This window comes from Nocardia sp. NPDC056064, assembly GCF_042266925.1.
Lineage (GTDB): Bacteria > Actinomycetota > Actinomycetes > Mycobacteriales > Mycobacteriaceae > Nocardia.
Genome location: NZ_JBHJWO010000001.1, coordinates 5,069,818 through 5,095,066 on the forward strand (window position 1 = coordinate 5,069,818; position 25,249 = coordinate 5,095,066).

Sequence of the window (25,249 nt, forward strand, 5' to 3'; positions counted from 1 at the left end):
CCGGTGTCAGTGCACCTGAGCGGCGTTTTCCGCCAGTGGAATCACCAGTGGGGTACCGGTTTCCGGGTCGTCGACGATGCGGCACCGCAGCGAGAACACCTCCTGCACCAGCTCCGCGGTGACGATCTCGGAGGGCAGCCCGGAGGCCACCACCCGGCCGTCGCGCATGGCGATCAGGTGGTCGGCGTAGCGGAAGGCGTGGTTGAGGTCGTGCAGCACCGCCACGACCGTGCGCCCCGCGTCGCGTTGCAGCGCGCGGCACAGATCCAGCAGCTGGATCTGATAGGCGATGTCGAGATAGGTCGTCGGCTCGTCGAGCAGGATGATCGGGGTCTGCTGGGCCAGCACCATCGAGATCCACACCCGCTGACGCTGACCGCCGGAGAGTTCCTCGACCGGGCGGGCCGACAGCTCGGCGACACCGGTGGCCGCCATCGCCTCGGCGACGGCCTCCTCGTCGGTGCGCGACCACTGCCGCAGCAGCGTCTGATGCGGATAGCGCCCGCGCGCGACGAGATCGGCGACGCGGATGCCGTCGGGCGCGGTCGAGGTCTGCGGCAGCAGGCCGACCTGGCGGGCCAGTTCCTTGGCCGGATAGTCGGTGACCGGCTTGCCGTCGAGCAGCACCTGGCCCGAGTCGGGCGGGAGCAGCCGGGCCAGCGCGCGCAGCAGCGTGGACTTGCCGCAGGCGTTCGGGCCGATGATCACGGTGAACTTGCCGTCCGGGATGTCCACGGAGAGCTGGTCACTGATCGTGTTGCCCTTGTAGCCGAGGCGTACCTTTTCCGCGCGCAACCGCGCGGTGTGAGTGTCGTTCATATCGCTTCCTATTTCCGTCGCGCTTCGGCGACGAGCAGATACGCCAGGTACAGGCCACCGATCGAGCCGGTGACGACACCGACCGGAATGGTGGTGGGCGCGAAGGCGTGCTGGGCGATCCAGTCGCAGGTGATCAGCAGGGTCGCGCCCATCGCGGCGGCGGGCAGCAGCGCGATCGACGGGGTGCGGGTGAGCTTGCGCGCCAGGTGCGGCGCGGCCAGCGCGACGAAGGCGATCGGCCCGGCCACGGCGGTGGCCAGCGAGGTGAACCCGACGCTGAGCGCGATCAGCCAGCCGGTGGCCTTGCTGGCGTTCAGGCCGAGGGCGCGGGCGGTGTCGTCACCGAGTTCGAGGATCTGCAGGCGCGGCGCGGCCGGGATCAGCGCCACCGCCAGCAGCGCGAGCACGATCATCGTCGGGGCCACCTGCGACCACGACAGGCCGTTGAGCGAGCCCGCGCCCCAGGCCGCCGCCGACATGGCCGCGTCCAGGTCGGCGCGCATGATCAGCCAGGTGTTCACCGAGGCGAGCATGGCGCTCACGCCGATACCGACGATGATCAGCCGGAAGCCGGTCACGTTGTGCCGGAAGGCGAGCAGGTGGATGACCAGGGCGGCGGCGAGGCCGCCGACCATCGCGCCCGCCGCGGTCTGGAAGCTGCCGCCGCCGATGATCAGGATCACCAGCAGCGCGCCGGTGTAGGCGCCGGTGCTGAAGCCGATGATGTCGGGACTGCCCAGCGGATTGCGCGTCACCGATTGCAGGATCGCCCCGCTGACACCCAGCGCCGCGCCGAGCGCCAGCGCCATCAGGATGCGCGGCAGCCGCCAGTCCCAGACGACCAGCCGGTCGAAGCGCTCGTCGCCGACGAACAACGCGCGCAGCACCCGGGCCGCGGGGATCTGGAAATCGCCGGTGCCCAGGGCGAACACGGCGGTGGCCAGTGCGATGACGAGCAGGATCGCGCACACCACCACGGTGCGCACGCCGACCCTGGCGGTGAACCCGAGACGCGGTGGCCGCACCACCACCGTCGTGCGGCCGAAGTCGATCTTGCTCATGCGGTGGCTCCCACTCGCGAACGGCGCGCCAGCCAGATCAGCATCGGCGCCCCGAGGAACGCGGTCACCAGGCCGGCGGGGACCTCGTCGGGACGGATGACGATGCGGCCCAGCACATCCGCGGTGAGCACCAGCAGCGGCGCCAGCACCAGCGAGTAGGCGAAGATCCACCGCTGATCGGGCCCGACCAGCCAGCGCGCGATGTGCGGCACGGCCAGACCGACGAAGGCGATCGGGCCCACGGCCGCGGTCGCGGTGCCGCACAGCAGCACCAGCGCCAGCGCGGTGAGCAGCCGGGTGCGGGTGACGTGCACGCCCAGCGAGCGGGCCAGATCGTCACCGAGGGCGACGGCGTTGAGCGAACGCGCGCAGATCCCGGCGATGATCAGCCCGGCGATGATGAACGGCGCCGCGCCCACGATGATGTCGAACCCGCGGTTGGTGAGCGAACCCGCGTCCCAGCGGCGCATCTCGTCGAAGGCCTTGGGATCGATGAGCATCAGGCCGCGGGTGAGACCGCCGAGCACCGCGGTGGCGGCGACACCGGCCAGCGTCAACCGGATCGGATCGGTGCCGGTGTGGCCCGCGGTGCCGAGCCGGTAGACGACCACCGAAACCAGTGCGGCACCGAGGAAGCCGAACCACACATACGATGTGATTTCACTCACTCCGAGGATGCCGACGGCTACGGTGATGGCGAATGCCGCGCCCGCGTTCACGCCCAGCAAACCCGGGTCGGCGAGCGGGTTACGAGTCAGCCCCTGCATCAGGCAACCGGCGACGCCGAGGGCGAGTCCGCAGAGCAGTCCGAGAACGGTTCGCGGAAGCCGGTACTCGGTGACGGTGACGTGGTCGGGGGTGGTGACGGGCCCGGTCAGTGCCGCCCAGACCTCACCGGCCGGGATCGATTTCGTACCGACCAGCAGGCTCAGCAAACAAGCCGCGATCAGCAGGGCGACTGTCAGCAACCAGCCGCACCAGCGCGGACTACTCATCAGGAAAATCTCTCTCACATCGAACGGTTCGCCACGAAGATTAGCGCAAGCAAGGTATTGATAGGTGAGGCTTACCTGGCTATGGTCTCGATGCGTTCGGTCCGCAGCTTGTTGCGCCGCGCAGTTCACACGAGGAACACGAAAGGCTCACCCCCGTGAAAATCACCAAGTTCGCCCTGTTGGCTTCCACCGTCAGCGTTGCCCTGGGCATCGTTGCCGGTACCAGCCACGCAGCTCCTGCCGTGGATGCGAGCGCGCCGATCAACTTCACCTCCACCACCACCGAGACCAGCACGATCATCGGCACCGACGCGGGCTCGATGGTGGTCGAAGACGGTGTGTTCAAGATCAAGGCTGCCGACGGCACCACCGTTGCGGGCACCGAACTGGCCTTCCGTGTCGACGACTTCGAGTTCCCGATCGCCGCCGAGATCACCGATCGCACCGCGACGCTGACCCCGAAGTTCGACGCCGCGCACGCCGTCTACAAGCCGGTCGCGCTGCCTTACGAGGACAAGGCGCCGTGGAAGAGCGAGTACGACCGTGAGCAGGCGGCGTGGAGCCGTCTGGGCAGCACCATCTCCCTCGGTGCCGCTGTCGGCGCGCTGGTCGGCGGTATCGGTGGCGCGGCTGTGGGTTGTGTGTTCGGCGGTATCGCCGGCGCCACCGTTGCCGCGGCGACCATCGTCGGCATGTTCGGTCCGTTCATCCCCGCCGCCGCCATCGGCTGCATCGGCGGCATCATGGCGATGGGCTCGCTCGGCGCCCTCGCCGGCCAGCTGTTCATCGCCGCCCCGGTCGCGATCATGGCCGCGGTGCAGTACTTCACCACCATCAACTCCCCGATGCCGAACACCGCGCCTGCCAAGTAGGTCGCATCCCACGGCTCGTGGAGGGGACAACTCGGCGAGCTGACGAATCCCGCCCGATCATGATCGGGCGGGATTCCGCCGTTTCCGTGCCCACGGCGTCCGAAAGCTATTTCGCCTCGGCGTCGGTGCTCTCGTTCGGTGCCGGAATCCGGCGCAGCAGCACCATCACCAGGGCGGCGGCGACCGCCGTGAGCCCGATGCCCACGACCGAATTCACCTGGAGTGCATGGGTATAGGCCTGGCGTGCCACCGTGGTCAGCTCGGCACCGAGCGCCTCGGGCAGGGCCGCGGCTACCTGTAGCGCACCGGCGAGGGTGTCCTCGGCGGCGTGCGCGACCTCGGCGGGGAGCCCGTCGGGCAGTGTCTCGGCCATCCGGCCGCGATACACCGCGGTGCCGATGCTGCCGATCACCGCGACGCCGAGCGCGGCCGAGAGTTCCTGGCCGGTCTCGGAGATCGCGGACGCGGCACCGGCGCGGGCCGGGTCGACCGCGCCGACGATCAGGTCGAGGCCGAGCACGAACATCGGGCTCAGGCCGAGCGAGAACACCACCATGCCGGTGACGATGAGCGCGAGGTCGTCGGCGCCGGAGAGCTGGGTGAACAGCGCGTAGCCGATCATGGCGATCACCAGGCCGCCGGTCATCAGATAGGCGGGCCGCACGCGCGGCGCGAGCGCGCTCACCACCCCGGCAGCCACCACCATGGCCAGCGCCTGCGGCACCGTCCACAGGCCCGCCTCGAACGCCGAGAGCCCCAGCACCAGTTGCAGATACTGCGACAGCAGCAGGAACAGCCCGCCCATCGCGAGCATGGCGACCATCAGCGCCACCAGCGACCCGCTGAAGCGCACATTGCCGAACAACCCGAGGTCGATCAGCGGATCGGTGAGTTTGCGCTGGCGCAACACGAACACCGTGCCGAGCACCAGCCCGCCCGCCAGCACCGCCAGCGCGTCGACGGCCCAGCCGTCCTTGGCCAGTTCCTTGATGCCGTAGATCACGGCCATCACCGACAGCAGCGACAGCAGCGCGCTGAGCAGGTCGAGTCTGCCCGGGTTCGGGTCCTTGTACTCGGGCAGCAGCAGCGGTCCGCTCACCAGCAGCAGCACCATCGCGGGCACCGCGACCAGGAACACCGAGCCCCACCAGAAGTTCTCCAGCATGGCGCCACCGACCAGCGGGCCGATCACCATGCCGATCATGAAACTGGTCATCCACACGCTGATCGCGGTGGTGCGCTGGCGGTCGTCGTGGAACATGTTGCGGATCAGCGCCAGCGTGGACGGCATGAGCGTGGCGCCCGCGATGCCGAGCAGCGCGCGGGTGCCGATCAGCATGTTCGCGCTGCTGGAGTAGGCCGCGACCACCGAGGCGACACCGAAGGCGAACGCGCCGATCATCAGCAGTTTCCGCCTGCCGATCCGGTCACCGACCGTGCCCATGGTGATCAGGAAACCCGCGACCAGGAAACCGTAGATGTCGAGAATCCACAGCAGCTGTGAGCTGCTCGGGTGCAGGGCCTCGCTGATGTGCGGGATGGCCAGGTAGAGCACGCTCAGATCCATCGAGATCAGCAGTGTGGGCAGGGCCAGCACGGCCAGCCCGATCCACTCCCTGAGCCCGGCCGACGGGGCGGATTCGGCGGCGTCGCGCGTGCTCTGGGTGGAAGTCACGCCCTCGACGTTACCGACGATTCGAGTGCACGTGCCAGCGGTTTTTTCGGGGGCATCCGGCCTGCGGGCGGCCGGGAACTCATTGGACATTCCGGGCGGCGGCCCGCGAGGATGGGCCCGATGTCCACACGTGATGAACGCCTCCGGCTCGTCGATCCACTGCCGCCGCGGGAACCGGGCGAGCCGTTTCCGTGGTCGGCGGCCATCGACTCCACCTACTCCACCCGCGACGCCGTCGACGCGCTGGCGCTCGCGCCGTTCCTGCGCGGTGACCAGCCCTTCGCCCGCCAGACCCATCTGGACCGGGCCCGGCCCGAGGCCGCCCTGCGTCCCGCGGGCTCGCGTGTCGTGCGCGCCGTCGCCGACGACGACAGCAGCGCGCTGCTCGCCGCCGGGGAGGGCTGGTCGCTGCGTGCGGTGCGCTGGGCGGGCGGGTCGGCCACGGTCGAGGTGACCGCGACGACCGACGAACTCGCGCTCGCGGTGCTGGCCGAGGCCACCGAGGGCGCCGCCCAGGCGCGCGACGCGGACGCGACGGTGGAGATGGGCTTCTGGCACATGGATGTGCGCAGGCCCGCGCGGCGCCGTCGCCGGATCGCGGCCCCGGCCTGGCCGGAGATCCGCGGCAACTACTCCGCCGATGTCGCGGCGGGCCTGGACCGGCTGATGGAGCTGGCCGTCGCCGATGTCCGCGGCAGGCTCGTGCTGCTGCACGGCGAGCCCGGGACCGGCAAGACCACCGCGCTGCGGGCGCTGGCCAGGGCGTGGGCGCCGTGGTGCCAGGTCGACTGCGTGGTCGATCCGGAGGAGCTGTTCAGCAATCCCGGCTACCTGATGGAGGTGGCCGCGGGCGCCGACGGCGACGACGAGGACGGCCGCTGGCGGCTGCTCGTGCTGGAGGACTGCGACGAACTCATCCGTGGCGAGGCGAAAGAGGCCGCGGGACAGAAACTCTCGCGCCTGCTCAATCTCACCGACGGCATGCTCGGCCAGGGCCGCAAGGTGCTCATCGCCATCACCACCAACGAGGACCTGTCCCGGCTGCACCCCGCCGTCGTCCGGCCGGGCCGCTGTCTGGCCCAGCTCGAGGTCGGCAGGCTCACCGCCGCCGAAGCCGGTGCCTGGCTCGCCCGCCAGAACCACGACGGCGACCGGACTTTCGCCGACGGCGCCACCCTCGCCGAACTCGTCGCCCACCGCGACGGCGAGAGCCACATCCGCTCCACCGCCGACCGCACCCCCGAGGTCGGGATGTACCTGTGAGCTAGATCTGGCGCGCCTCGACGGCGTCCCTGGCCTCCACCAGCGAGGCGTCCGGTCGCAGGGCCCGGTAGGCCCGGATGGCCTGGATCTTCTTGCCGCGCCGCAGCAATTCGTCGACCTCGCCGAAATCGAGCTCGGTGGCCGGGTCGGTGATGCCGAGGTGCTTCATGATCAGGTCGAGCTTGCGTTCGACGCGGACGAGCTTCGCGTCGAGCCGATCGTTGGCGAACATGCGCCCAGAGTAGCCAGGCCGCTCACCGGGCGACGACCTTCGCGGCCGCGGCGCAGGCCAGGGTGAGGACCAGGGGTACCGCGAGCGCCGCGGTGAGCGGGATCAGGGCGGTGAGCCAGCCGATCATGGCGGGTCCGGCCAGCAGGCCCAGGTAGCCGACGGTGAACACCCGCGACATGTCCGTGGCGGCGGTGGTACCACCGAGATTGCCCGCGGTACTGAAGATCTGGGGGACACCACCGGCGAGGCCCAGCCCGCACATCGCCCAGCCTGCCAGCGTCAGCGGCAACCACGGTGAGGCGATGACGACGGCGAATCCCGCTGCGGCCAAAAGGCTTCCGTAGCGCACGATCGCCACCGGGCCGAAGGCTCCACTGACCCGGTCGGCCAGGAACCGGCCCAGGGTCATGGTGGCCGAGAAGGCGCCGAAGGCCAGTGCCGCGTCGGCCTCGGTGGCGCCGAGATGCTCGCGCACCTGCAAGGCGCTCCAGTCACCGGCCACACCCTCGGCGAGCAACAGCACGAACGCGATGAGACCGAGCGAGTACACACGCCGGGCCCGTGCCGACCGTCGGCCGCGCGAGCCGCTCGCGGGCTTTCCCTGGTCGGCCTCGGCGAGTTCCGGCTCGGTGGCTGAGCTCGGTGCGGCGGTGGCGTGGCCGCGATCGCTGTGCTCGGGAACCGGTTCAGTTGTACGGCTCGGTTCAGCGGCCCGACTGGTCGCGTTGCCGGTGGTGGGACCCGGCTCGATCGGGCGGCTCGACGCGGTGGCGTGGCCGCTCGCGTCGCGGGAGGCCGGGCTCGGGCCGACCGCGGGTTCGGGGTCGTAGTGCTCTGCGCGGGAGCTGGTTTCGGTGGTCGGGTGGTGGAGCAGGTAGGGGACCAGGAGTGCCGTGATGATCAGCCCGGCGGCGCCCGCGCAGGTCAGCGTGAGTTCCGGTGCCCAGCCCGCGCGCTGGGCGGTCGCGCCCACCAGCGCCCCGGCGAAGCCGCCGCCGGAGAACATGGCGTGAAACGCCGACATGATCGGTCGCTGGTAGGCCCGTTCGACATGGACGGCCTGGGTGTTCATCGAGACGTCGAGCGCCCCGTTGCCCAGCCCGAAACAGGCCAGCGCCAGCGCCAGGGTGACCGGCCCGCCCGCCAGGCCCGGCCCGATCACCGTCACCGAGATGGTGGTGGCGGCGACCGCGACCAGGGTGCGGCTGCCGAACCGGTCGGCCGCGGGCCCGGCCAGCCGCATCCCCACGATCGCCGCGCCCGCGAGCAACAGGATCAGCATCCCCAGCACCGAGGCCGACACCCCGGTCCGGTCGGTGATCGCCGGAATGTGCACCACCCACATCGCCAGCAGGAACCCGTTGAGCGTGAACGTCGCGAACACGGCCGCCCTGGCCTCGCGCAGGCGCCGGTCGATCGTCGCTGGAGTCACCGTCTCGACGGTACCGGCCGCGCTTCGAGGGTCCCTGGAGCTCACCTCGCGCCGAGGTCACCGGGCCTGCACCGAGCCGCCCGCGCGTGGGTCGTCAGGCGGTCGGCGTCCAGACCCCGGTGGCGGCGGTCTCCTTCGCGTAGTCGCGGAAGTCGCGCGGTTCGCGGCCCAGCGCGCGGCGGACCCCGTCGGCGGTGGCGGAGTTGCGGCCGTCGAGGATGGTGCCGAAGAGGTAGTCGAGCAGGCTGATCACGTCATCGGGGACCTGGTATTCCGAAAGAGCCGCAACGAATTCCGCGCGCTGCACCGGGACGAACACGATCTCGCGCCCCACGGCCTCGGCGATCTCGGCGACAGCGTCGGCGAAGGTGAGCGCGCGCGGCCCGGTCAGTTCGTACAGTTCGCCCGCGTGCCGGGGGTCGGTGAGGGCGGCGGCGGCCACCTCGGCGATGTCGTCGGCGTGCACGAACGGCTCGGGCACGTCCCCGTTGGGCAGGGCGACGGCCCCGGCGAGCACATCGGGCAGGAACGCGCCCTCGCTGAAGTTCTGTGCGAAGAAGCTGCACCGCACGATGGTCCAGGCCAGGCCCGAATCCCGCACGATCTGTTCGCATTCCAGGGCCTCGGGCTCACCGCGCCCCGACAGCAGTACCACCGAGCGCACACCGGCGGCCACCGCCTCGGTGGTGAAGGCGCGCACCACATCCGGTGCGCCGGGGACGGCGAGGTCGGGCTGGAAGGCGAGATAGACGGCGTCGACACCGGCGAGGGCGGGCGCCCAGGTGGTCCGGTCGGTCCAGTCGAAGGGGATCGGGGCGGTCCGTGAGCCGATGCGCACCCGGTGGCCCGTGGCCGCCAGGAGCGCGGCCACGCGGCTGCCGGTCTTGCCCGTGCCGCCGGTGATGAGGGAGATTCGCTGGTCAGTGATGTTTTCTGGCATGCCTCGAGTACACCGGCCACGGAGCCGGGGCGACATCGCTGTGGCGCTCACCTCCATGCGCGGGCGTCTACGGTGGCGCCGCGGCTAGGGTGGGACGGGTGGATGCCCTAGCCGGATTGCTCGAAGGTCCACGGGCCCGCGGCGCGTTCCTGATGTGCTCGCTGCTCAACCCGCCGTGGTCGCTGCGGATCCAGGACGAGGCGCCGCTGACGGTGCTCGCGATGATTCGCGGAAACGCCTGGGTGAGTACGGATTCGGCGCCGCCGCGCCAGCTCGTCGCCGGTGATGTCGCGATATTCCGTGGCCCGCAGCCGTATACGGTGGCCGACGATCCCGCCACCGAGCCGCAGATCATCATCCAGCCGGGCCAGGTCACCACCACCCCCGAAGGTGAGATCCTGTGCGAGACACTGAGTCTCGGTGTCCGGCAGTGGGGCACCGACCCCGAGGGCGAGACGCTGATGGTCACCGGCACCTACGAGCACGCGGGTGCCGTGAGCCGACGCCTCCTGCGCGCTCTGCCCCGGGTCGCGGTCCTCCCGCGCGGCGAACTCGACACCCGGCTGCTCGACCTGCTCGTCGACGAGGCCACCCGCGACCGCCCCGCCCAGGGCGCCGTCCTCGACCGCCTGCTCGACCTGCTGCTGATCGCGGCCCTGCGCGCCTGGTTCGCCCGCGACGACGCCCCCGCCTGGTACCACGCCTACAGCGACCCGCTCATCGGCAAGGCCCTGCGCCTGCTGCAACACAATCCGGCGCACCCGTGGACGGTGGTCGCGCTGGCCGAGGCGGTCGGCATGTCCCGGGCCGCGCTGGCCCGCCGGTTCACCGACCTGGTCGGCGAACCCCCGATGACCTTCCTGACCGAATGGCGGCTGTCGCTGGCCGCCGACCTGCTCGCCGAATCCGACGCGACGGTGGAATCCATCGCCCACCAGGTCGGCTACGGCACCGCCTTCGCGCTGAGCACCGCCTTCAAACGGCATTTCGGGGTGAGCCCGCGCGATCACCGGCAGGGGAGCGCGGCCGCGCTGTCCTCGTCGGCCTGAGCGGTCCGGGCCGGGGCTGCCAAGATGGCAGGCATGACCTACCCCGTGCTGTGGCCGATGCCGACCCGCTGGGCCGACAACGACCAGTACGGTCACGTGAACAACGTGACCTACTACTCCTACTTCGACACCGCGGTGAACGCCTGGCTGATGCGGGCCACCGGCGTGGACATCACCGCGCTGCCCGCGCTGGGCGTCGTCGCCCAGACCTCGTGCCGGTTCCACGGCTCGGTCAGCTTCCCCGACGAACTGCGCGTCGGCCTGCGGATCGCGCGGCTGGGCAACTCCAGCATCACCTACGACCTGGCGATCTTCCGCGTCACCGAGGCGGGCGACGAACTCGCCGCCACCGGCGAGTTCGTGCACGTCTACGTCGACACCCAGACCCGCAAGCCGGTGCCGATCCCCGAGGTGATCCGCACCGCGGCCGCGGAACTGGTGACCGGCTAGGACCCGGTCAGCATCGACTGGAACCGGCGCATGCCCGCGAGCCAGCGGTCGTAGTCGGCGCCCTTGTTGCGGTACATGTGCAGCACCTCCGGGTGCGGCAGGATCAGGAAGTGCTCGGCGGCCATCGCCTCGATCACCGTCTCGGCGACCTCCTCGGTCGAGAGCACCTTGCCCGCGGTCCTGACCGCCTTGATCGCCAGCGCGGCGGCCTCGGGGTCCTCCGGGATCAGGTCGCCGCTGAGCAGGCGGGTGTCCACGCCCATCGGGCACAGGCAGCTCACCCGCACGCCCTGGTCGCCGTAGGTCACCGAGAGCCATTCGGCGAAGCCGACCGCGGCGTGCTTGGTCACCGAGTAGGGCGCCGACCCGATCTGGGTGAGCAGACCCGCCGCCGAGGCGGTCGAGACGAAGTAGCCGCCGCCGCGCTCGACCCAGCCGGGCACGAGCAGTTCGGCGGCGCGCACGTGCGCCAGCACATTCACCTCGAGCGCGGCCGACCACTGCGCTTCGGTGCTGTCGAGGCCGGGGCCGCCGCCGATGCCCGCGTTCGCGAAATACATGTCCACCGGGCCGAATTCGCGTTCGGCCGCCGCGATCAGTTCGGCGATGACCTTCCGGTCGGCCACGTCACCGCCCACCGCGATCGCCTGGGCGCCCAGCTCGGCGGCCACCTTCGCCGCCGCGTCGGCGTCCAGATCCGCCACCACCACCCGCGCGCCACCGGCCACCAGCCGTCGCGCCAGCCCCGCGCCGATACCCCCGCCCGCGCCCGTGACGATCGCGACCTTGCCCTCTGTCTCCATGCCCGCACCCTAACCGCGGCCGTCGCGGCGGGGGAAGGATTCCGGCTCAGGACCGACCGGCCAGCCGGTCCAGCAGCGGCCCAGTGCGCGGGCCTACCAGCTCGCGCATGACCAGGGCCATGTTCGTGCGCTCGACGCCGGGGATCTTCAGGATCTGGCCGGCGATGCGGTACAGATCGTCGGCGTCGCGGGCGACCACGCGCACGGTGAGGTCGGTGGAACCGGTCATCCCGCACACCTCGGTGACCTCGGGGACCTCGGCGAGTTCGTCGACCACGGCGTCGAGCCGGTGCTGGTCGACGACCACCGCCACGAAGGCGGACAGCGGATAGCCGAGCGCTCGCGGGTCCACCCGCCGCTCGAAACTGCCCAGCACACCTCCGCTGTCCCAGCGGGCCAGCCGGGCCTGCACGGTGTTGCGGGACAGGCCCAGCCGGGCGGCGAGTTCCACCCCGGTGGCGCGGGGGTTGGCGATCAGCTCGCGCAGCAGCCGCGCGTCGGTGGCGTCGAGTGTCACGGCGTCGGGTTCGCGACTGGTCATACAACGCAGTATGACAGTGCTCGACCCGTCCAGACCATGCATTCTGCTCATTCCCGTGTCGATCGCTTGCGCAGTCGGCGTAATCGTGGATGCTGAGTGATACACATCGCACTCAGCGATTGTCGTACCCGCATCGGGCCCACAAGGCGCGATGGAGAGGAGGCGATCTCGATGTCGGAGAAACAGACCTACCCGGTCCAGCTGGTGCAGCCCGACGGCCGTCGCGTGTTCGACCGCGAGCACGCCGCACTGGTCGCCGACGTGGATGCCGGGAAGTTGCGGCAGCTCTACGAAGACCTGGTGGTGACCCGCCGGATCGACGTCGAGGCGACCGCGCTGCAACGCCAGGGCCAGCTCGGCCTGTGGCCGCCGCTGCTGGGCCAGGAAGCCGCCCAGGTCGGCTCGGCGCACGCGCTGCACCCCGACGACTACGTGTTCGCCTCCTACCGCGAGACCGCGGTGGCCTACTGCCGCGGCGTCCCGCCCGAGCAGCTCACCGCGCTGTGGCGCGGCGTCGCGCACCACTGCTGGGACCCCGAGTCGGTGCGGATGACCAACGCCAACATCGTGGTCGGCTCGCAGGGCCTGCACGCCACCGGCTACGCCTACGCCGCCCACCTCGACGGCGCCGACATCGCCACCATCGCCTACTTCGGCGACGGCGCGACCAGCCAGGGCGATATCGCCGAGGCGCTCGGTTTCGCGTCGGCCTGGACCGCGCCGGTGGTCTTCTTCTGCCAGAACAACCAGTGGGCGATCAGCGAACCGGTGGCGGTGCAGAGTCATGTGCCGCTGGTGCGCCGCGCCGACGGGTACGGCATGGCCGGGGTGCAGGTCGACGGCAACGACGTGCTTGCGGTGCTGGCCGTCACCCGGCAGGCGATCGACCGCGCCCGTGGCGGTGGCGGCCCCACCTTCATCGAGGCCATGACCTACCGGATGGGCCCGCACACCACCGCCGACGACCCCACCCGCTACCGCACCGCCGCCGACACCGAGTACTGGGCCCAGCGCGACCCCATCGAGCGGATGCGGCTGCTGCTCGAGCGCGAGGGCCTGCTCGATCCGGACTTCGCCCGGCAGGTGGCCGACACCGCCGACGACGTCGCCCGCCGGGTGCGCGCCGCGACCCTGGAGTTCCCGGACCCGGACCCGGCGAGCATGTTCGACCACGTCTACGCCACCGAGCACCCGCTCATCGCCGAAGAGGCCCAGGGATTCTCGGAGTATCTCGCCGAAGGAGCGCAGTCATGATCACCACCTTCGCCGCGGCGCTCAACACCGGGCTGCGCCGTTCGATGGAAGACGACGCCAAGGTCGTGCTGCTGGGCGAGGACATCGGCAGGCTCGGCGGGGTCTTCCGGGTCACCGACACGCTCCAGAAGGACTTCGGCGACAACCGGGTCATCGACACGCCGCTGGCCGAATCCGGCATCGTCGGAACGGCTTTCGGCATGGCGCTGCGCGGCTACCGGCCGGTGGTGGAGATCCAGTTCGACGGGTTCGTCTACCCGGCCTTCGACCAGATCGTCTCGCAGGTCGCCAAGATCCACTACCGCACCGGCGGCAAGGTCAAGGCGCCGTTGACGATTCGCATCCCCTTCGGCGGCGGGATCGGCGCGGTCGAACATCATTCCGAATCGCCGGAGGTGTATTTCGCGCACACCGCCGGGCTGCGGGTCGTCTCGCCGAGTACGCCCGCCGACGCGTATTCGATGCTGCGCCAAGCCATCGCCCTCGACGACCCGGTGGTCTTCTTCGAGCCCAAGCGCCGCTACTGGGACAAGGCGGAGGTCGATTTCGACGGCGAACCCGACCTGCCGCTGCACCGGGCCCGGGTGTGCGCTTCCGGCACCGATGCCACGATCGTCGCCTACGGCGGCACCGTCGCCACCGCGCTCACCGCGGCCGAGATCGCTGCCGAGGAAGGACATTCGCTCGAGGTGATCGATCTGCGCAGCCTCTCGCCGCTGGATGTCGACACCATCGCCGGCTCGGTGGACAAGACCGGCAGGCTGATCGTGGTGCACGAGGCACCGGTGTTCGCCGGGCTCGGGGCCGAGATCGCCGCGCGGATCACCGAACGCTGCTTCTATCACCTGGAGGCGCCGGTGCTGCGCGTCGGTGGCTACGACATCCCCTACCCCCCGGCTAAGCTCGAAAAGCACCACCTGCCCGACCCCGACCGCATTCTGGCGGCCGTCGATCGTTGTCTCGCGTGACCAGAAAGGTGCCCTAGTGCCGGAACAAGCCGACGACGGTCATGTTCTCGAATTCCGCCTTCCCGATCTGGGCGAGGGCCTCGCGGACGGGGACCTGGTGTCCTGGGCGGTCGCGGTCGGCGACCGGGTGGAACTGAACCAGACCATCGCCGAGGTGGAGACGGCGAAGGCCGTGGTGGCGCTACCCTCGCCGTTCTCCGGGATCGTCGTCGAGCTGCTGGCCCAGCCGGGCGACACGGTGCCGGTGGGCGCGCCGCTCATCCGCGTGCGCAACGATCTCGAGGTGGCGCCGCCGCCGACGGCCGACAGCGTCACCCGCAACGATGTGCTCGTCGGCTACGGCCCGGAGGCCGAAAGTACTTCGCGCAGAAGGAAGGCCGCGCCCGCCGCGATGGCGGCCAGCACGCCGAGCACGCACCGGGCCGCCGCGACCCCCGCGGCCCGCAAGCTGGCCAAGGAACTCGGCATCGACCTCTGGTACGTCGCGGGCTCGGGGCCCGAAGGCGCGGTGACCGTGGAGGACGTGCGCTCGGCGGTGCCGGTCACCACGCCGCGCACCCCCGCCCGCAACGGGGAGGCCGCGCCCGTCCCGCACACCCGCGTCACCGATACCGACGGCGGCCTGATCGAGCCGACCGCGCGCGAGGAACGCACCCCCATCTCCGGCGTGCGCAAACGCACCGCCGCCGCCATGCAGGCCAGTTCCCGCACCATCCCGCAGGCCAGCACGTTCGTCACCGTCGACTGCACCGCCTCGATGGAACTGCTCGACCACCTGCGCACCACCAAGTCCTTCGAGGATCTCACCCTCACCCCGCTGGCCCTGGTCGCCAAGGCCACCCTCGCCGCCATCGCCGAACACCCGGCCATCAATGCCGCCTGGGACGAGGCGAACCAGGAGATCGTCACCAAGCACTACGTGAACCTCGGTATCGCCGTCGCCGCCGAGCGCGGCCTGCTGGTCCCCAATCTCAAAGAAGCGCAGACCCTGAGCCTGCGCGAACTGTGCCGCGAGATCAGCTGGTCCGCCGAGACCGCCCGTTCCGGCAACGCCACCCCCGCCGACCTGCGCGGCGGCACCTTCACCATCACCAATGTGGGTGTCTTCGGCGTGGACTCCGGCGTCCCCCTGGTCAACCCCGGCGAAGCCGCCATCCTCTGCCTCGGCTCGATCCGCAAGCGCCCGTGGGTCTTCCGCGACGAACTGGCCGTCCGCTGGGTCACCACCCTGGGCCTGAGCTTCGACCACCGAATGATCGACGGCGAACTCGGCGCCCGCTTCCTGGCCACCACGGCCGGTTTCCTCGAGGACCCGTTGACCCTGCTCAGTCGCGTGTGAGTCGTTGTCGTCGGCACGCGGCCGTATAGTTCGGGTCGTTTCGTTCGGCAGGTGGCATCGGAAGCAAGGGGGGTGTTGTGGGGTATCCGTATGGGCCGCAGCAGGGTCAGGGTTATCCGCCGGTCGGTCCACAGGGGTATGCGCCGCCGGTCTATGGCGGGTATCCCGCGCCCGGGTATGCGCAGCCGGGATACGGTCCGCGTCCGGTCAGTGGGGGAACCGGTATCGCCGCGGCCTCGCTCGCGCTGCTGATCTCGTTGGCGGCGGGGATCGGAACGTTGATCTCCTACAGCGTGCTGACCAGCTCTGAAAAGGGCCGACTCGTATTGCAACCGGACGGTTCGTTCGCGCGGGAGTCGGTGTCCCTCAGTGGTGGGATCATGGTCGGTCTCGCACTCGGCGGGATCGCGTGTCTGCTGTGGTTGCTCGGCGCGATCCTGCTGTTCCGCCGGAAGACGGCGGGACGGGTGATCGTCATCATCCTGTCGACACTCGCCACCCTCGGTGGCCTCGCGTCACTGGCCACCGTGGCCGCGTCGCCGGTCGGCTCTGCTGCCACGCTCGGTATCGGCCTGGCACAAGCCGGATTCGCGGTCCTGGTCCTGTGCTTGGCGGCGGCACCGTCGACGGGCCGCTGGATCCAGGCCGCCCACATCCCACCCGCCTACCCACACGGCCCCTACCGGCAGTACTGAGCGTTCTTCGCTAGATCTCGATGATCGCGACCCGCGACCCGCAGAGCACGGTGAGATAGTCCGGGTCGGAGGTGAGGACGGTGGTCGGCCCGGGTGTCGCGCCACTCACGCGGTGCCCGGGCCACATTGCGCCGCGCGAACCTGCTGGAGTCGCGCACGCAGTGCCTGGACCTCCTCGTCGGTGACCGGACCGTTCTCAGCCTCGAGGGAGGAAGTGGCGGAGGGCCAGGCCGGCGAGGAGGGCCCAGAAGGCGCCGCCGATGCCGAAGAGGGTGGTGCCGGAGGCGGCGACGAGGAAGGTGACCAGGGCGGGGAGGCGGTCGGCGGGGTCGGTGAGGGCGCTGGAGAGGGCCGTGGCGAGGGTGGCGAGCAGGGCCAGGCCTGCGACGGTTTCGAGGGTGCCTGCGGGGGCTGCGGCGATGAGGGTGACCAGGGCGGCGGAGGCCAGGCCGAGGACGAGGTAGGTGGCGCCCGCGGTGGCCGCGGCGATCCAGCGGCGTTTCGGGTCGGGGCTCGCGCTGGGTGCGGCCGAGAGGGCGGCGCTGATGGCGGCGAGGTTGATGGCGTGGCCGCCCGCCGCGGCGCCCGCGAGGGTGCCGATGCCGGTGACCAGCATGGACGCGCGCCACGGCACCTGGAAGTCGAAGGAGCGCATCACGGCGACGCCGGGGATGTTCTGCGAGGCCATGGTGACGATGTAGAGCGGCACGGCGATACCGATCACCGCTTGCCACTGCCAGTGCGGGACGGTCCATTCCACCGTCGGGACCATGGCCGCGAGATCGAGGTGGCGGTGGCTGACGGCGATATCGATCCCGGTGCCGATCGCCGCGGTGGCGAAGGCGACCAGCACCGCCCACTTCGGCGCGAACCGCTGGAGCACCAGCCAGACCACGATCACCGGCACCACCACCGCGGGCGAGGTCCGCAGCGCCTGCACCGGCGCCAGGCACAGCGGCACCAGCACACCCGCGAGCATGGCCTGCGCCAGCGGCACCGGAATGGCGCCGACCAGCGCGCCCAGCCGCTGCCACAGACCTGTGATCACGATCAGCACACCCGTCACCACGAAGGCCCCGACCGCACCGGCCCATCCGCCCGCGACCAGCCCGGTACTCGCCAGCAGCGCCGCGCCCGGCGTCGACCAGGCCAGCGTGATCGGAATCCGGTACCGGAAACTCAGCAGCAGAATGCCGATGCCCTGGGTCAGGCACAGCACGAGCAGCCCCGACGCCGCCTGCGCCGGACTGGCCCCCACCGCCCGCAACCCGCTCAGCACCACCGCGAACGAACTGGTGAACCCCACCAGCGCCGTGATCGCTCCCGCCCCGAGGGGTTGCGCGACCCCCGCCCGCTCGGGGGCGACCTCGGGTTCGGTGGTGGAGACCTGCGACATTGTCCAGATCCTGCCGCTCCGCCATGCCGCCGTCGCAGTCCAGTGCCCAGAAACTGGCCTGTTCGCCGGTCCCGGCCGGGTCGCCTGCCCGGCGCGGGGCGGTGATCGCTCCCCGAGGGCGGATCGTCGGCGCCGGAATCGATGGCCGCCGGATTCGGTTCCGGTGAGCGGGACGGGGTGCGTAGGCTGGCGCTACGGGGGCTCGATCCGGCTAGGAGGAGTGGCGTGGGCGCGGTGGTGGTTTCGGCGGAACAGCTGCGGGAAGAGCTGGCGGACAAGCGGATTCATCTGCTCGATGTGCGCTGGGCGCTGGGTGATCCGGACGGCCCGCAGCACTATCTGGACGGGCACATCCCCGGCGCGGTGTTCGTCGACCTGGAGACCGAACTGGCCGCCGCTCCCGCCCCGGCGCGCGGCAGGCACCCCCTGCCCGACCCGGGCACCTTCGAGAAGTGCGCCCGCAGCTGGGGACTCGGCGAGGGCGACGCGGTGGTCGTCTACGACGCCACCGGCGGCATGGCCGCGGCCCGCGCCTGGTGGCTGCTGCGCTGGGCGGGCGTGGCCGATGTGCGCATCCTCGACGGCGGCCTGCCCGCCTGGACCGCCGCGGGCGGCGAGCTCGCCACCGGCGCCGAACCCGACCCGGCACCCGGCGACCTCATCGTGCGCCCCGGTGGCCTGCCCGTCATCGACGCCGACGCCGCCGCGACCTGGTCCGGCCTGCTCCTCGACGCCAGGGCCCCCGAGCGCTACCGCGGCGAGGTCGAACCCGTCGACCCCCGCGCCGGTCACATCCCCGGTGCCGTCAGCGCCCCCACCGCCGAAAACCTCGACGCCACCGGCCGTTTCCGCACCCCGGAAGAACTCCGCGCCCGCTTCACCGCCCTCGGCTCCGGCCCTGTCGCCGTCTACTGCGGCTCCGGCGTCACCGCCGCCCACCAGATCGCCGCCCTCGCCCTCGCCGACATCCCGGCCGCCCTCTATCCGGGCTCGTGGTCCCAGTGGTCCAACAACCCCAAACGCCCGGTCGCCACGGGCGGATAACACCCCGCACCGTCGCTGGGCGAGTGCAGCCGGTTACGCACACGTTCGGGCGACATCGGACAGAACCGTGTGGTCGGCGCGGGTGATCGGCAGCGCGTAGGTCACCGCGACGGTCAGGTACTTGGCGGCGTAGAAGCAGTGGTTGGCGGCGGCGGGCGGGAGCCAACTGCCCGGGGTGCTGTCGCCTTTGGCCTGGTTGGCGGCGGTGCCGGTGGCCAGCAGGTTGACGGTGAGGTCGTTGGCGAAGCGGTGGCGGAGTTCGGCGGGCCAGGTGGCGGCGCCCATGTCCCAGGCGGCGGCCAGCGGGTAGACGTGGTCGATCTGGATGCGGCCGCCCTCGGCCTTGCGAAAGACGATCTCGGTGCCGGTGTAGGGATCGGCGAGGACGCCCTCGACGACCACGCAGCGGCCGCGCCGCACCACCTCGCGCAACTGCGCGGCCAGCACATTGTTGCGGGTGTCGCAGCCGTCGTGGCCGCCCGGCGCGTCGGTGTCGTCGGACCAGGCGGGCCCGAAGACACAGCCCTGCCCGGCCTTGCAGCCGCGCTCGTACCCGCCGGGGTGGGGACGGCTGGGGATGACGCGCACCTGGTCGAGCAGCGCGGTGATCTCCGCCCGGGTCGGACTGCCCGGCGCGGGCCGCACCGGATCGGCGGTGAGCACAGCGCAACCCGCGGTCGCGAGCACCGTCACGAGCAACCACGTCAGTTTCGCCATACCCGCAGGTTGTAGCCGGTGGTACCGACAGATTCGGCTACAGCCAGGCGCGGGCCAGGATGTCGTCGGCGGCCACCTCGCTGGCGCGCGGCGGGAACCGGGTCGCCGCGATCGAGGCGAGGTGCGTGCCGTCGTGGCCGATCAGCCAGGACCCACCGCGGTCCTCGCATTCGGCGATCTTGGCGAACACGGTGAGCAGGAAGGTGATGGACTCACCCGGGTCGGCGGTGTGCGCCAGCCGCTGGGACTCGCCGGGACGGGACAGATCGAGCCACACGCCGGACTGCCCGTCCAAACGCATGCCGACGATCTTCCCGGCGTCGACGAAGGTGAATTTGCGCCGCTCCCACGGGGTTGCCGGGGTATAGCTCTGCTCGAGTACCTGGAGCAGAATCGTCATCGCTGCCCTCCGCACAGTACTGTCGGGCTGGTTCGGCGCCGGTGGGTTGTCCGGCCCGTGACCAGGGGATATCCCAGTATGTTCCGGACTCGGTGAGAAATCCAGGGGCCCGGCCCGCGGCGGTGGTGTCGGTGCCGCCTGCTTGGATGGAGCTCATGCTGCACGCACTGTGGTCACCCGGCTCGGGGCTGCTGCTGTGGCACGACGGGGAACCTGTCGCGGTCGGGTCGGTGCTGGGCGACATCCTGGACCGGGCCCGGTTCCGGCATCGCGCGCAGGTGCTCGTCGTGGATGCCGCGGGGCAGCCCGGCACCGCCGAGGTGCGCGCGCACGCGCTCGCGCCACCCACGGCGGCCGTCGTGCTGCGCAGCCGGCTGCCGCGCGAGAACATCGCCGGTGACCTGCGCTTTCTCGCCCATGTCGCCCGGGGGATCGAACGCTGGGTGCGGGCCGGACGGGTGGTGCCGCAGGTCGAGCGCGCCGACGGGCAGTGGTGGGTCCGCTGGCGGCTGGTGGGCGGGCAGCGGCAGCGCGCCTGGCTGGCCGAGCTGTCGGCCGCCATGCCGCAGGCTCTGCGTGTGGCCGGGGCACCCGCGGCCGTGCTGGACGACCTGATCACCGAGCTCACCGACCCGATCGCCCGCGAATACGTCACCCACCGCACCCTCACCCACCCGCTGCTCACCGCCCTGGTCGAGGACACCCCCCTCGACGCGGGCTCCTACCGGCTGGCCGAGACCCTCACCCAGTGGCGCGAGGGCTACGCCGCCGACGAACCCGAACTCGTGCTGCGGCTGTGCGAGCCCGACGGTCAGTTCGGCACCGATGACGAGGCGGTGGCCCTGTGGCGATTGCAGGTCTGCCTGCGCCCCGTGGACGACGCGCCCCAGCCGGTCGCCCTCGACGACGATCCCGTCCTCGTCCGCACGGCCGCAGAGAAACTGGCCCAGGCCCGCAAGTCCTACCCGCGCCTGCGCGACCTGCCCACCGACCCGCGCGGCCTGGACCTGCTGCTGCCCACCGAGGTCGTCGCCGACCTGGTCGCGCACGGCGCCCACGCTCTCCAGGAGGCAGGCATCCGCCTGTTGTTGCCGCGCGCCTGGAATATCGCCGAACCGAGCATGCGGCTGCGGGTGAGCAGCCCGGCCGCTGCCGAATCGACCGTCGGCCTGAGCGGATTGCTTTCCTACCGTTGGGAATTGGCGTTGGGCGATCTGGTGCTGACTCCCGCCGAGATGGAACGGCTGGTGCGCAGCAAGTCCGATCTGGTGCAGTTGCGCGGGGAATGGGTGCAGGCCGATCACCGGGCGCTGGCCGCGGCCGCGCGGTATGTGGCCCTGCACGCCGACGACTCGCCGATCACCCTGGCCGACATGATCGGGCAGTTGGCCGCCGAACGGGTCGACAATGTGCCGGTCACCGAGGTCACCGCGGTGGGTTGGGCCGCCGAACTGTTCGCGCGTGAGGGGGAACCCGAGCCGGTTCCGGTGCCGGTCGGCTTGAAGGCCCAGCTGCGTCCGTATCAGGAACGCGGCCTGAGCTGGCTGGCCACGATGAACCGGCTGAACTGTGGCGCGATCCTGGCCGACGACATGGGCCTGGGCAAGACCGTGCAGGTCTTGGCGCTGCTGGTCCACGAACGCGAAACGGTCCACACCGAGGCCGGGTCCGCGCCGGGCGTGACAGACCGGAACGGGCCACAGATCGGCCCGACCCTGCTGGTGTGCCCGATGTCGGTGGTCGGCAACTGGCAGCGCGAGGCGGAGCGTTTCGCACCGGACCTGCGCGTCCTGGTTCATCACGGCGCGGCCCGGCGCAAGGGTGCGGAATTCGCGGCGGCGGTGGATGATTCGGATCTGGTGATCACCACCTACGCGCTGCTGGCCCGCGATGTCACCCTGCTGGCCGAGCAGCGCTGGGAACGCATCGTGCTCGACGAGGCCCAGCACATCAAGAACGCCGTCACCCGGCAGGCCCGTGCCGCCAGAGCCGTCCCGGCTCGGCATCGACTGGCGCTCACCGGAACTCCGGTCGAGAACCGGCTCGAGGAGCTGCGCGCGCTGTTCGACTTCGCCATGCCGAAACTGCTCGGCAGCCCGCAGTCGTTCCGTGCCCGTTTCGCGGTGCCGATCGAACGCGAACGTGACCAGCACGCCATCGACCGGCTGCGCCTGATCACCGACCCGTTCGTGCTGCGCAGACTCAAGACCGACCCGGCGGTGATCAGCGATCTGCCCGAGAAACTGGAGATGACGGTGCGGGCCAACCTCACCGTCGAACAGGCCGCGCTGTATCAGGCGGTGGTCGACGACATGCTGGAGAAACTGAAGGACGCCAAGGGCATGGCGCGCAAGGGCGCGGTGCTCGGCGCGCTGACGAGGCTCAAGCAGGTCTGCAACCATCCGGTCCACTACCTGGGCGACGGTTCGCCGATCCTGCGGCGCGGTGCGCACCGCTCCGGCAAACTCGCCCTGGTCGAGGACATCCTGGAAGCCGTGCTCGCCGACGGCGAGAAAGCCCTGCTGTTCACCCAGTTCCGCGAGTTCGGTGACCTGGTGCTGCCGTATCTCATCGAACGCTTCGGCAGCCCGATCCCGTTCCTGCACGGCGGCGTGAGCAAACAGCGCCGCGACGACATGGTGACCGCCTTCCTGCGCGCCGACGGCCCACCGCTGATGCTGCTCTCGCTCAAGGCGGGCGGCACCGGGCTGAATCTCACCGCCGCCAATCACGTCGTCCACCTGGATCGCTGGTGGAATCCGGCGGTGGAGAACCAGGCCACCGACCGCGCCTACCGGATCGGGCAGCAGCGCGCGGTGCAGGTGCGCAAGCTGGTGTGTGTCGACACCATCGAGGAACGCATCGACGAGATGATCAGCGGGAAACGGCAATTGGCGGAGCTGGCGGTGGGTGCCGGGGAGAACTGGATCACCGAACTGAGCACCGAGGAACTGCGCGACCTGTTCACCCTGGGTGCCGAGGCGGTGGGGGAGTGATGGCCGACTTCAGTCAGTTCGGACCGCGCAAGCCGGTGACCGGTGGCGCGCGCTCGCGCGGCGGCTTCGGCCGGACCTGGTGGGGCAAGGCCCTGCTGGACGCGGTCGAGCAGGTGGCCGACGCGGGCAGGCTCTCGCGCGGGCGCACCTACGCCCGGGTCGGCCAGGTGGTGAACTACCGCATCGAGCGCGGTGCCGTCACCGCCGAGGTGCAGGGCAGCCAGCCCAGCCCGTTCACCTCGGTACTGAGCATCCGGCCGCTGCGCGAGGAGGAGATCGACCTGCTGCTGGCCGAGATCCGCGAGGCGCCGGGCATGCTCGCCGAGATCGCCTCCGGCGCCCTGCCGCCCGCGCTCGGCCCACACCTGCTGCCCAGCACCGCTTCCGAGCTGGACTTCTCCTGTAGCTGCCCGGACATGGGCTGGCCGTGCAAGCACGTCGCGGCGGTCTGCTACCTGCTCGCCGAACGCCTCGATGAGCAGCCCGGCGAGATCCTCACCCTGCGCGGACTGAACCTCGACACCCTGATCGGCGGGGTGGCCAAGGCCGCGCGCGCCGACGACTCCGGCGACCCCTACGGCGACGCGCTGGCCCTGCCGGAGCTGCCCCGCATCGAATTCCACGCCGTGATCGAGGACCTCGACCCGGTGCCGCTGCGCCGCGCCGTGCGGATGACCGCCGAGGACGAGCAGATCGCGGCCACCGGCCTGCGCGAATTGCGCTCGCTCTACCAGGAATTCGACAGCTAGCCCAGGTCGTACTCGAACCAGATGTGGTGGCCGCCGCGCTCGTCGACGTAGAGGGCGCCGGTGCCGGTGATGCCGGAGAGTTCGCCGGTGCCGCTGGCGGGCACGATGTGGAAGAACTCGTCGGTGCGATCGGTGCCGCCGGTGGTAGCCGAGTGCACGAAGTTGAACGCGCCCGCCTTGCCGTTGAGCGCGCCCTCGAACGACTCCATCGCGACATAGGTGCCCGCGCCGCTGGCGATATCGAAGGCGGCGGTGAACAGCGTGGCCGACTGTCCCTCTATCTCGCCCGCGTACTCCTTGGTCATGGTGGTGACCCCGACCGGCAGCCCGGTGGTGATGGGTGGCCGCGGTAGCAGGTCGGTGGGATCGAACGCGGTGATCTCGAATGTGCCGGTTGCCTTCATGGCGGCGATGCTAGACCCGGGGACCGACACCGCGGCCCACTCAGGCGGTCGTGTCGATCCGGTAGACGCGCAGGGCGTTGTCCCGGAAGACTTTTCGCAGGTCGTCGGGGGTGGCGCCGGCCGCAGTGAGGCCGGTGGCCACCGTCTCGACCGCGCCGGTGAAGCTGGTGATGGGCTTGTCCACCGGGAAGTTGGAGCCCCAGATCAGCCGGTCGGCGCCGAAGACCGCCAGCGCGTGCGCCAGCAGCGGGCCGGTCCGCTCGACCAGCTCGGGGACCGGGGTCGCCGTGCCGCGCGGCGGTACCGGGTGACCGAGCACCGGCATCATCAGCCCGCTCACCTTCGCCACCACATTCGGGCGCGTGGCCAGCTCGGTCAGGTCCTCGCGCCAGCGGTCCAGCAGGGCCCGCCGCTGGGCCGGGGTGTGACCGGTGTGTTTGCCGACCGGGCCGAACGCCCCCGCCGGGGTGGCCAGGTGGTCGAGCACGATCGGTACCTCGGGAAAGCGTCCGGCCAGGGCGGTGACCTCGGGTAGCTGCCCTGAATAGACCCAGGCCTCGAAGGAGAGCCCGCGCTGTTCCAGCTGGGCGAAACCGTGCAGGAAGGCCGGTGCGGTGAGGGCGCCGTCGACCGGGGTGAAGGACTTGACGGCGGGATCGGGATGGTGGGCGACCATGGCGCGGATGCCGCGGAACAGCGGCGAGGCGGTCTGGTGCGCGTCGAGCACCGCGCCGATATCGACGGCGGCGGGGTCGGCCGCGCCGAGCACCGCCGCCAGCGCCGGGGTGTCGACACCGAACGGCAGACTGGCCACCCAGCGGGTCTCGTCGGGTTTCCAGCCCGCCCATTCGGCCTCGACGTGCGCGATCGCCGCGACGGCCGTGGTGCCGAGGTCGGCCCGGTAGTTCGCGGGCAGATACGGCCCCAGATAGGCGGTCGGGTCGCCGACGAACTCGCGATCACGACGGGGTGCCAGCTTGGCCGCCAGGTCGACCGGCAGCGGCAGGTAGCGCATGAGTTTCGCGAGACCGCTGAACTCGCGCGGGGTCGCGTGCGGATCCCACTGGTGGATGTGCGCATCGATGATGTCGAGCCCGGTCAGATCCATGCTGTGCGTCCCATCGCCGCCGAAAGCCCCCGGCGCATTGTCACACG

General features: G+C 70.9%; 25 protein-coding genes. 11 read left to right on the forward strand and 14 right to left on the reverse strand.

The window, feature by feature from the left end:
• Positions 1 to 6 precede the first annotated feature (6 nt).
• The 3 genes from ACFC06_RS23470 to ACFC06_RS23480 are packed head-to-tail and all read right to left on the reverse strand — an operon-like array spanning position 7 to position 2,875.
• Complete coding sequence (locus tag ACFC06_RS23470) at positions 7 to 819, reverse strand: ABC transporter ATP-binding protein (protein ID WP_375934923.1); 813 nt, start codon at positions 817 to 819, stop codon at positions 7 to 9.
• 8 nt (positions 820 to 827) lie between these two features.
• The gene (locus ACFC06_RS23475) at positions 828 to 1,880 is read right to left on the reverse strand and encodes a FecCD family ABC transporter permease (RefSeq protein WP_375934926.1); all 1,053 of its coding nucleotides are present in this window, start codon (positions 1,878 to 1,880) and stop codon (positions 828 to 830) included.
• A complete protein-coding gene (locus tag ACFC06_RS23480; protein ID WP_375934928.1) occupies positions 1,877 to 2,875 on the reverse strand; it encodes a FecCD family ABC transporter permease in 999 nt (332 codons plus the stop codon). Before ACFC06_RS23480 ends, ACFC06_RS23475 begins: the two co-directional genes overlap by 4 nt.
• Before the next feature lie 155 nt (positions 2,876 to 3,030).
• Between ACFC06_RS23480 and ACFC06_RS23485 the strand changes: the two genes are divergently transcribed.
• On the forward strand, positions 3,031 to 3,747 hold the full coding sequence (locus ACFC06_RS23485) for a hypothetical protein (RefSeq protein ID WP_375934931.1): 717 nt from the start codon (positions 3,031 to 3,033) through the stop codon (positions 3,745 to 3,747).
• 106 nt (positions 3,748 to 3,853) lie between these two features.
• Here the strand turns inward: ACFC06_RS23485 and ACFC06_RS23490 are convergent, their stop codons facing one another.
• Positions 3,854 to 5,422 (reverse strand): MFS transporter, encoded by a 1,569-nt coding sequence (locus tag ACFC06_RS23490; protein ID WP_375934934.1) that lies wholly within the window; start codon positions 5,420 to 5,422, stop codon positions 3,854 to 3,856.
• Positions 5,423 to 5,542: 120 nt separating this feature from the next.
• On the opposite strand from ACFC06_RS23490, the gene ACFC06_RS23495 reads away from it, so the two are divergent.
• A complete protein-coding gene (locus ACFC06_RS23495) occupies positions 5,543 to 6,685 on the forward strand; it encodes a DUF5925 domain-containing protein (protein ID WP_375934937.1) in 1,143 nt (380 codons plus the stop codon).
• A 1-nt stretch (position 6,686) separates the two neighbouring features.
• Here the strand turns inward: ACFC06_RS23495 and ACFC06_RS23500 are convergent, their stop codons facing one another.
• The 3 genes from ACFC06_RS23500 to ACFC06_RS23510 form a co-directional block, all read right to left on the reverse strand.
• Positions 6,687 to 6,917: a hypothetical protein gene (locus ACFC06_RS23500; RefSeq protein ID WP_375934939.1), complete on the reverse strand. Its 231-nt coding sequence runs from the start codon at positions 6,915 to 6,917 to the stop codon at positions 6,687 to 6,689.
• Positions 6,918 to 6,939: 22 nt separating this feature from the next.
• Positions 6,940 to 8,349: an MFS transporter gene (locus ACFC06_RS23505; RefSeq protein ID WP_375934942.1), complete on the reverse strand. Its 1,410-nt coding sequence runs from the start codon at positions 8,347 to 8,349 to the stop codon at positions 6,940 to 6,942.
• Between the two features lie 94 nt (positions 8,350 to 8,443).
• On the reverse strand, positions 8,444 to 9,289 hold the full coding sequence (locus ACFC06_RS23510) for an NmrA family NAD(P)-binding protein (protein ID WP_375934945.1): 846 nt from the start codon (positions 9,287 to 9,289) through the stop codon (positions 8,444 to 8,446).
• Positions 9,290 to 9,387: 98 nt separating this feature from the next.
• Here ACFC06_RS23510 and ACFC06_RS23515 point away from each other — a divergent pair, with 98 nt between their 5' ends.
• Both ACFC06_RS23515 and ACFC06_RS23520 read left to right on the forward strand, forming a co-directional pair.
• On the forward strand, positions 9,388 to 10,338 hold the full coding sequence (locus ACFC06_RS23515; RefSeq protein WP_375934948.1) for an AraC family transcriptional regulator: 951 nt from the start codon (positions 9,388 to 9,390) through the stop codon (positions 10,336 to 10,338).
• A gap of 24 nt (positions 10,339 to 10,362) precedes the next feature.
• Complete coding sequence (locus ACFC06_RS23520) at positions 10,363 to 10,788, forward strand: acyl-CoA thioesterase (RefSeq protein WP_375934951.1); 426 nt, start codon at positions 10,363 to 10,365, stop codon at positions 10,786 to 10,788.
• On the opposite strand, the gene ACFC06_RS23525 is transcribed toward ACFC06_RS23520, so the two are convergent.
• Both ACFC06_RS23525 and ACFC06_RS23530 read right to left on the reverse strand, forming a co-directional pair.
• Positions 10,785 to 11,591, reverse strand: coding sequence for an SDR family oxidoreductase (locus ACFC06_RS23525; RefSeq protein WP_375934954.1), 807 nt, complete (start codon positions 11,589 to 11,591; stop codon positions 10,785 to 10,787). The genes ACFC06_RS23520 and ACFC06_RS23525 overlap by 4 nt on opposite strands.
• Positions 11,592 to 11,637: 46 nt before the next feature.
• A complete protein-coding gene (locus tag ACFC06_RS23530; protein ID WP_375934957.1) occupies positions 11,638 to 12,132 on the reverse strand; it encodes an Lrp/AsnC family transcriptional regulator in 495 nt (164 codons plus the stop codon).
• 171 nt (positions 12,133 to 12,303) lie between these two features.
• Between ACFC06_RS23530 and pdhA the strand changes: the two genes are divergently transcribed.
• From pdhA to ACFC06_RS23550, 4 genes are all read left to right on the forward strand, one after another.
• Entirely contained in the window at positions 12,304 to 13,386 is a 1,083-nt protein-coding gene (gene pdhA / locus ACFC06_RS23535; RefSeq protein ID WP_375934960.1) for a pyruvate dehydrogenase (acetyl-transferring) E1 component subunit alpha, read from the forward strand.
• Positions 13,383 to 14,354 (forward strand): alpha-ketoacid dehydrogenase subunit beta, encoded by a 972-nt coding sequence (locus tag ACFC06_RS23540; RefSeq protein WP_375934963.1) that lies wholly within the window; start codon positions 13,383 to 13,385, stop codon positions 14,352 to 14,354. The genes pdhA and ACFC06_RS23540 overlap by 4 nt, the downstream gene beginning before the upstream one ends.
• Positions 14,355 to 14,370: 16 nt before the next feature.
• On the forward strand, positions 14,371 to 15,693 hold the full coding sequence (locus ACFC06_RS23545) for a dihydrolipoamide acetyltransferase family protein (RefSeq protein WP_375934966.1): 1,323 nt from the start codon (positions 14,371 to 14,373) through the stop codon (positions 15,691 to 15,693).
• Between the two features lie 380 nt (positions 15,694 to 16,073).
• Positions 16,074 to 16,388 carry a hypothetical protein gene (locus ACFC06_RS23550; protein WP_375934969.1) on the forward strand — a complete coding sequence of 105 codons (315 nt, stop codon included), beginning with the start codon at positions 16,074 to 16,076 and terminating at the stop codon, positions 16,386 to 16,388.
• A 196-nt stretch (positions 16,389 to 16,584) separates the two neighbouring features.
• Here ACFC06_RS23550 and ACFC06_RS23555 read toward each other — a convergent pair whose 3' ends face one another.
• Positions 16,585 to 17,784, reverse strand: a complete 1,200-nt coding sequence (locus ACFC06_RS23555; RefSeq protein WP_375934972.1) for a benzoate/H(+) symporter BenE family transporter — start codon at positions 17,782 to 17,784, stop codon at positions 16,585 to 16,587.
• A gap of 237 nt (positions 17,785 to 18,021) precedes the next feature.
• Between ACFC06_RS23555 and ACFC06_RS23560 the strand changes: the two genes are divergently transcribed.
• Positions 18,022 to 18,828 (forward strand): sulfurtransferase, encoded by an 807-nt coding sequence (locus tag ACFC06_RS23560; protein WP_375935730.1) that lies wholly within the window; start codon positions 18,022 to 18,024, stop codon positions 18,826 to 18,828.
• 33 nt (positions 18,829 to 18,861) lie between these two features.
• Here ACFC06_RS23560 and ACFC06_RS23565 read toward each other — a convergent pair whose 3' ends face one another.
• Positions 18,862 to 19,545 carry an HNH endonuclease family protein gene (locus ACFC06_RS23565; RefSeq protein WP_375934975.1) on the reverse strand — a complete coding sequence of 228 codons (684 nt, stop codon included), beginning with the start codon at positions 19,543 to 19,545 and terminating at the stop codon, positions 18,862 to 18,864.
• A gap of 37 nt (positions 19,546 to 19,582) precedes the next feature.
• The gene (locus ACFC06_RS23570; protein WP_375934978.1) at positions 19,583 to 19,945 is read right to left on the reverse strand and encodes a hypothetical protein; all 363 of its coding nucleotides are present in this window, start codon (positions 19,943 to 19,945) and stop codon (positions 19,583 to 19,585) included.
• 155 nt (positions 19,946 to 20,100) lie between these two features.
• Here ACFC06_RS23570 and ACFC06_RS23575 point away from each other — a divergent pair, with 155 nt between their 5' ends.
• Positions 20,101 to 22,941 carry a DEAD/DEAH box helicase gene (locus tag ACFC06_RS23575; RefSeq protein WP_375934981.1) on the forward strand — a complete coding sequence of 947 codons (2,841 nt, stop codon included), beginning with the start codon at positions 20,101 to 20,103 and terminating at the stop codon, positions 22,939 to 22,941.
• The gene (locus tag ACFC06_RS23580) at positions 22,941 to 23,690 is read left to right on the forward strand and encodes an SWIM zinc finger family protein (protein WP_375934984.1); all 750 of its coding nucleotides are present in this window, start codon (positions 22,941 to 22,943) and stop codon (positions 23,688 to 23,690) included. The genes ACFC06_RS23575 and ACFC06_RS23580 overlap by 1 nt, the downstream gene beginning before the upstream one ends.
• Here the strand turns inward: ACFC06_RS23580 and ACFC06_RS23585 are convergent.
• Positions 23,687 to 24,094: a DUF3224 domain-containing protein gene (locus tag ACFC06_RS23585; RefSeq protein WP_375934987.1), complete on the reverse strand. Its 408-nt coding sequence runs from the start codon at positions 24,092 to 24,094 to the stop codon at positions 23,687 to 23,689. The genes ACFC06_RS23580 and ACFC06_RS23585 overlap by 4 nt on opposite strands.
• 40 nt (positions 24,095 to 24,134) lie before the next feature.
• Entirely contained in the window at positions 24,135 to 25,202 is a 1,068-nt protein-coding gene (locus ACFC06_RS23590) for an amidohydrolase family protein (RefSeq protein ID WP_375934989.1), read from the reverse strand.
• Positions 25,203 to 25,249: the final 47 nt, after the last annotated feature.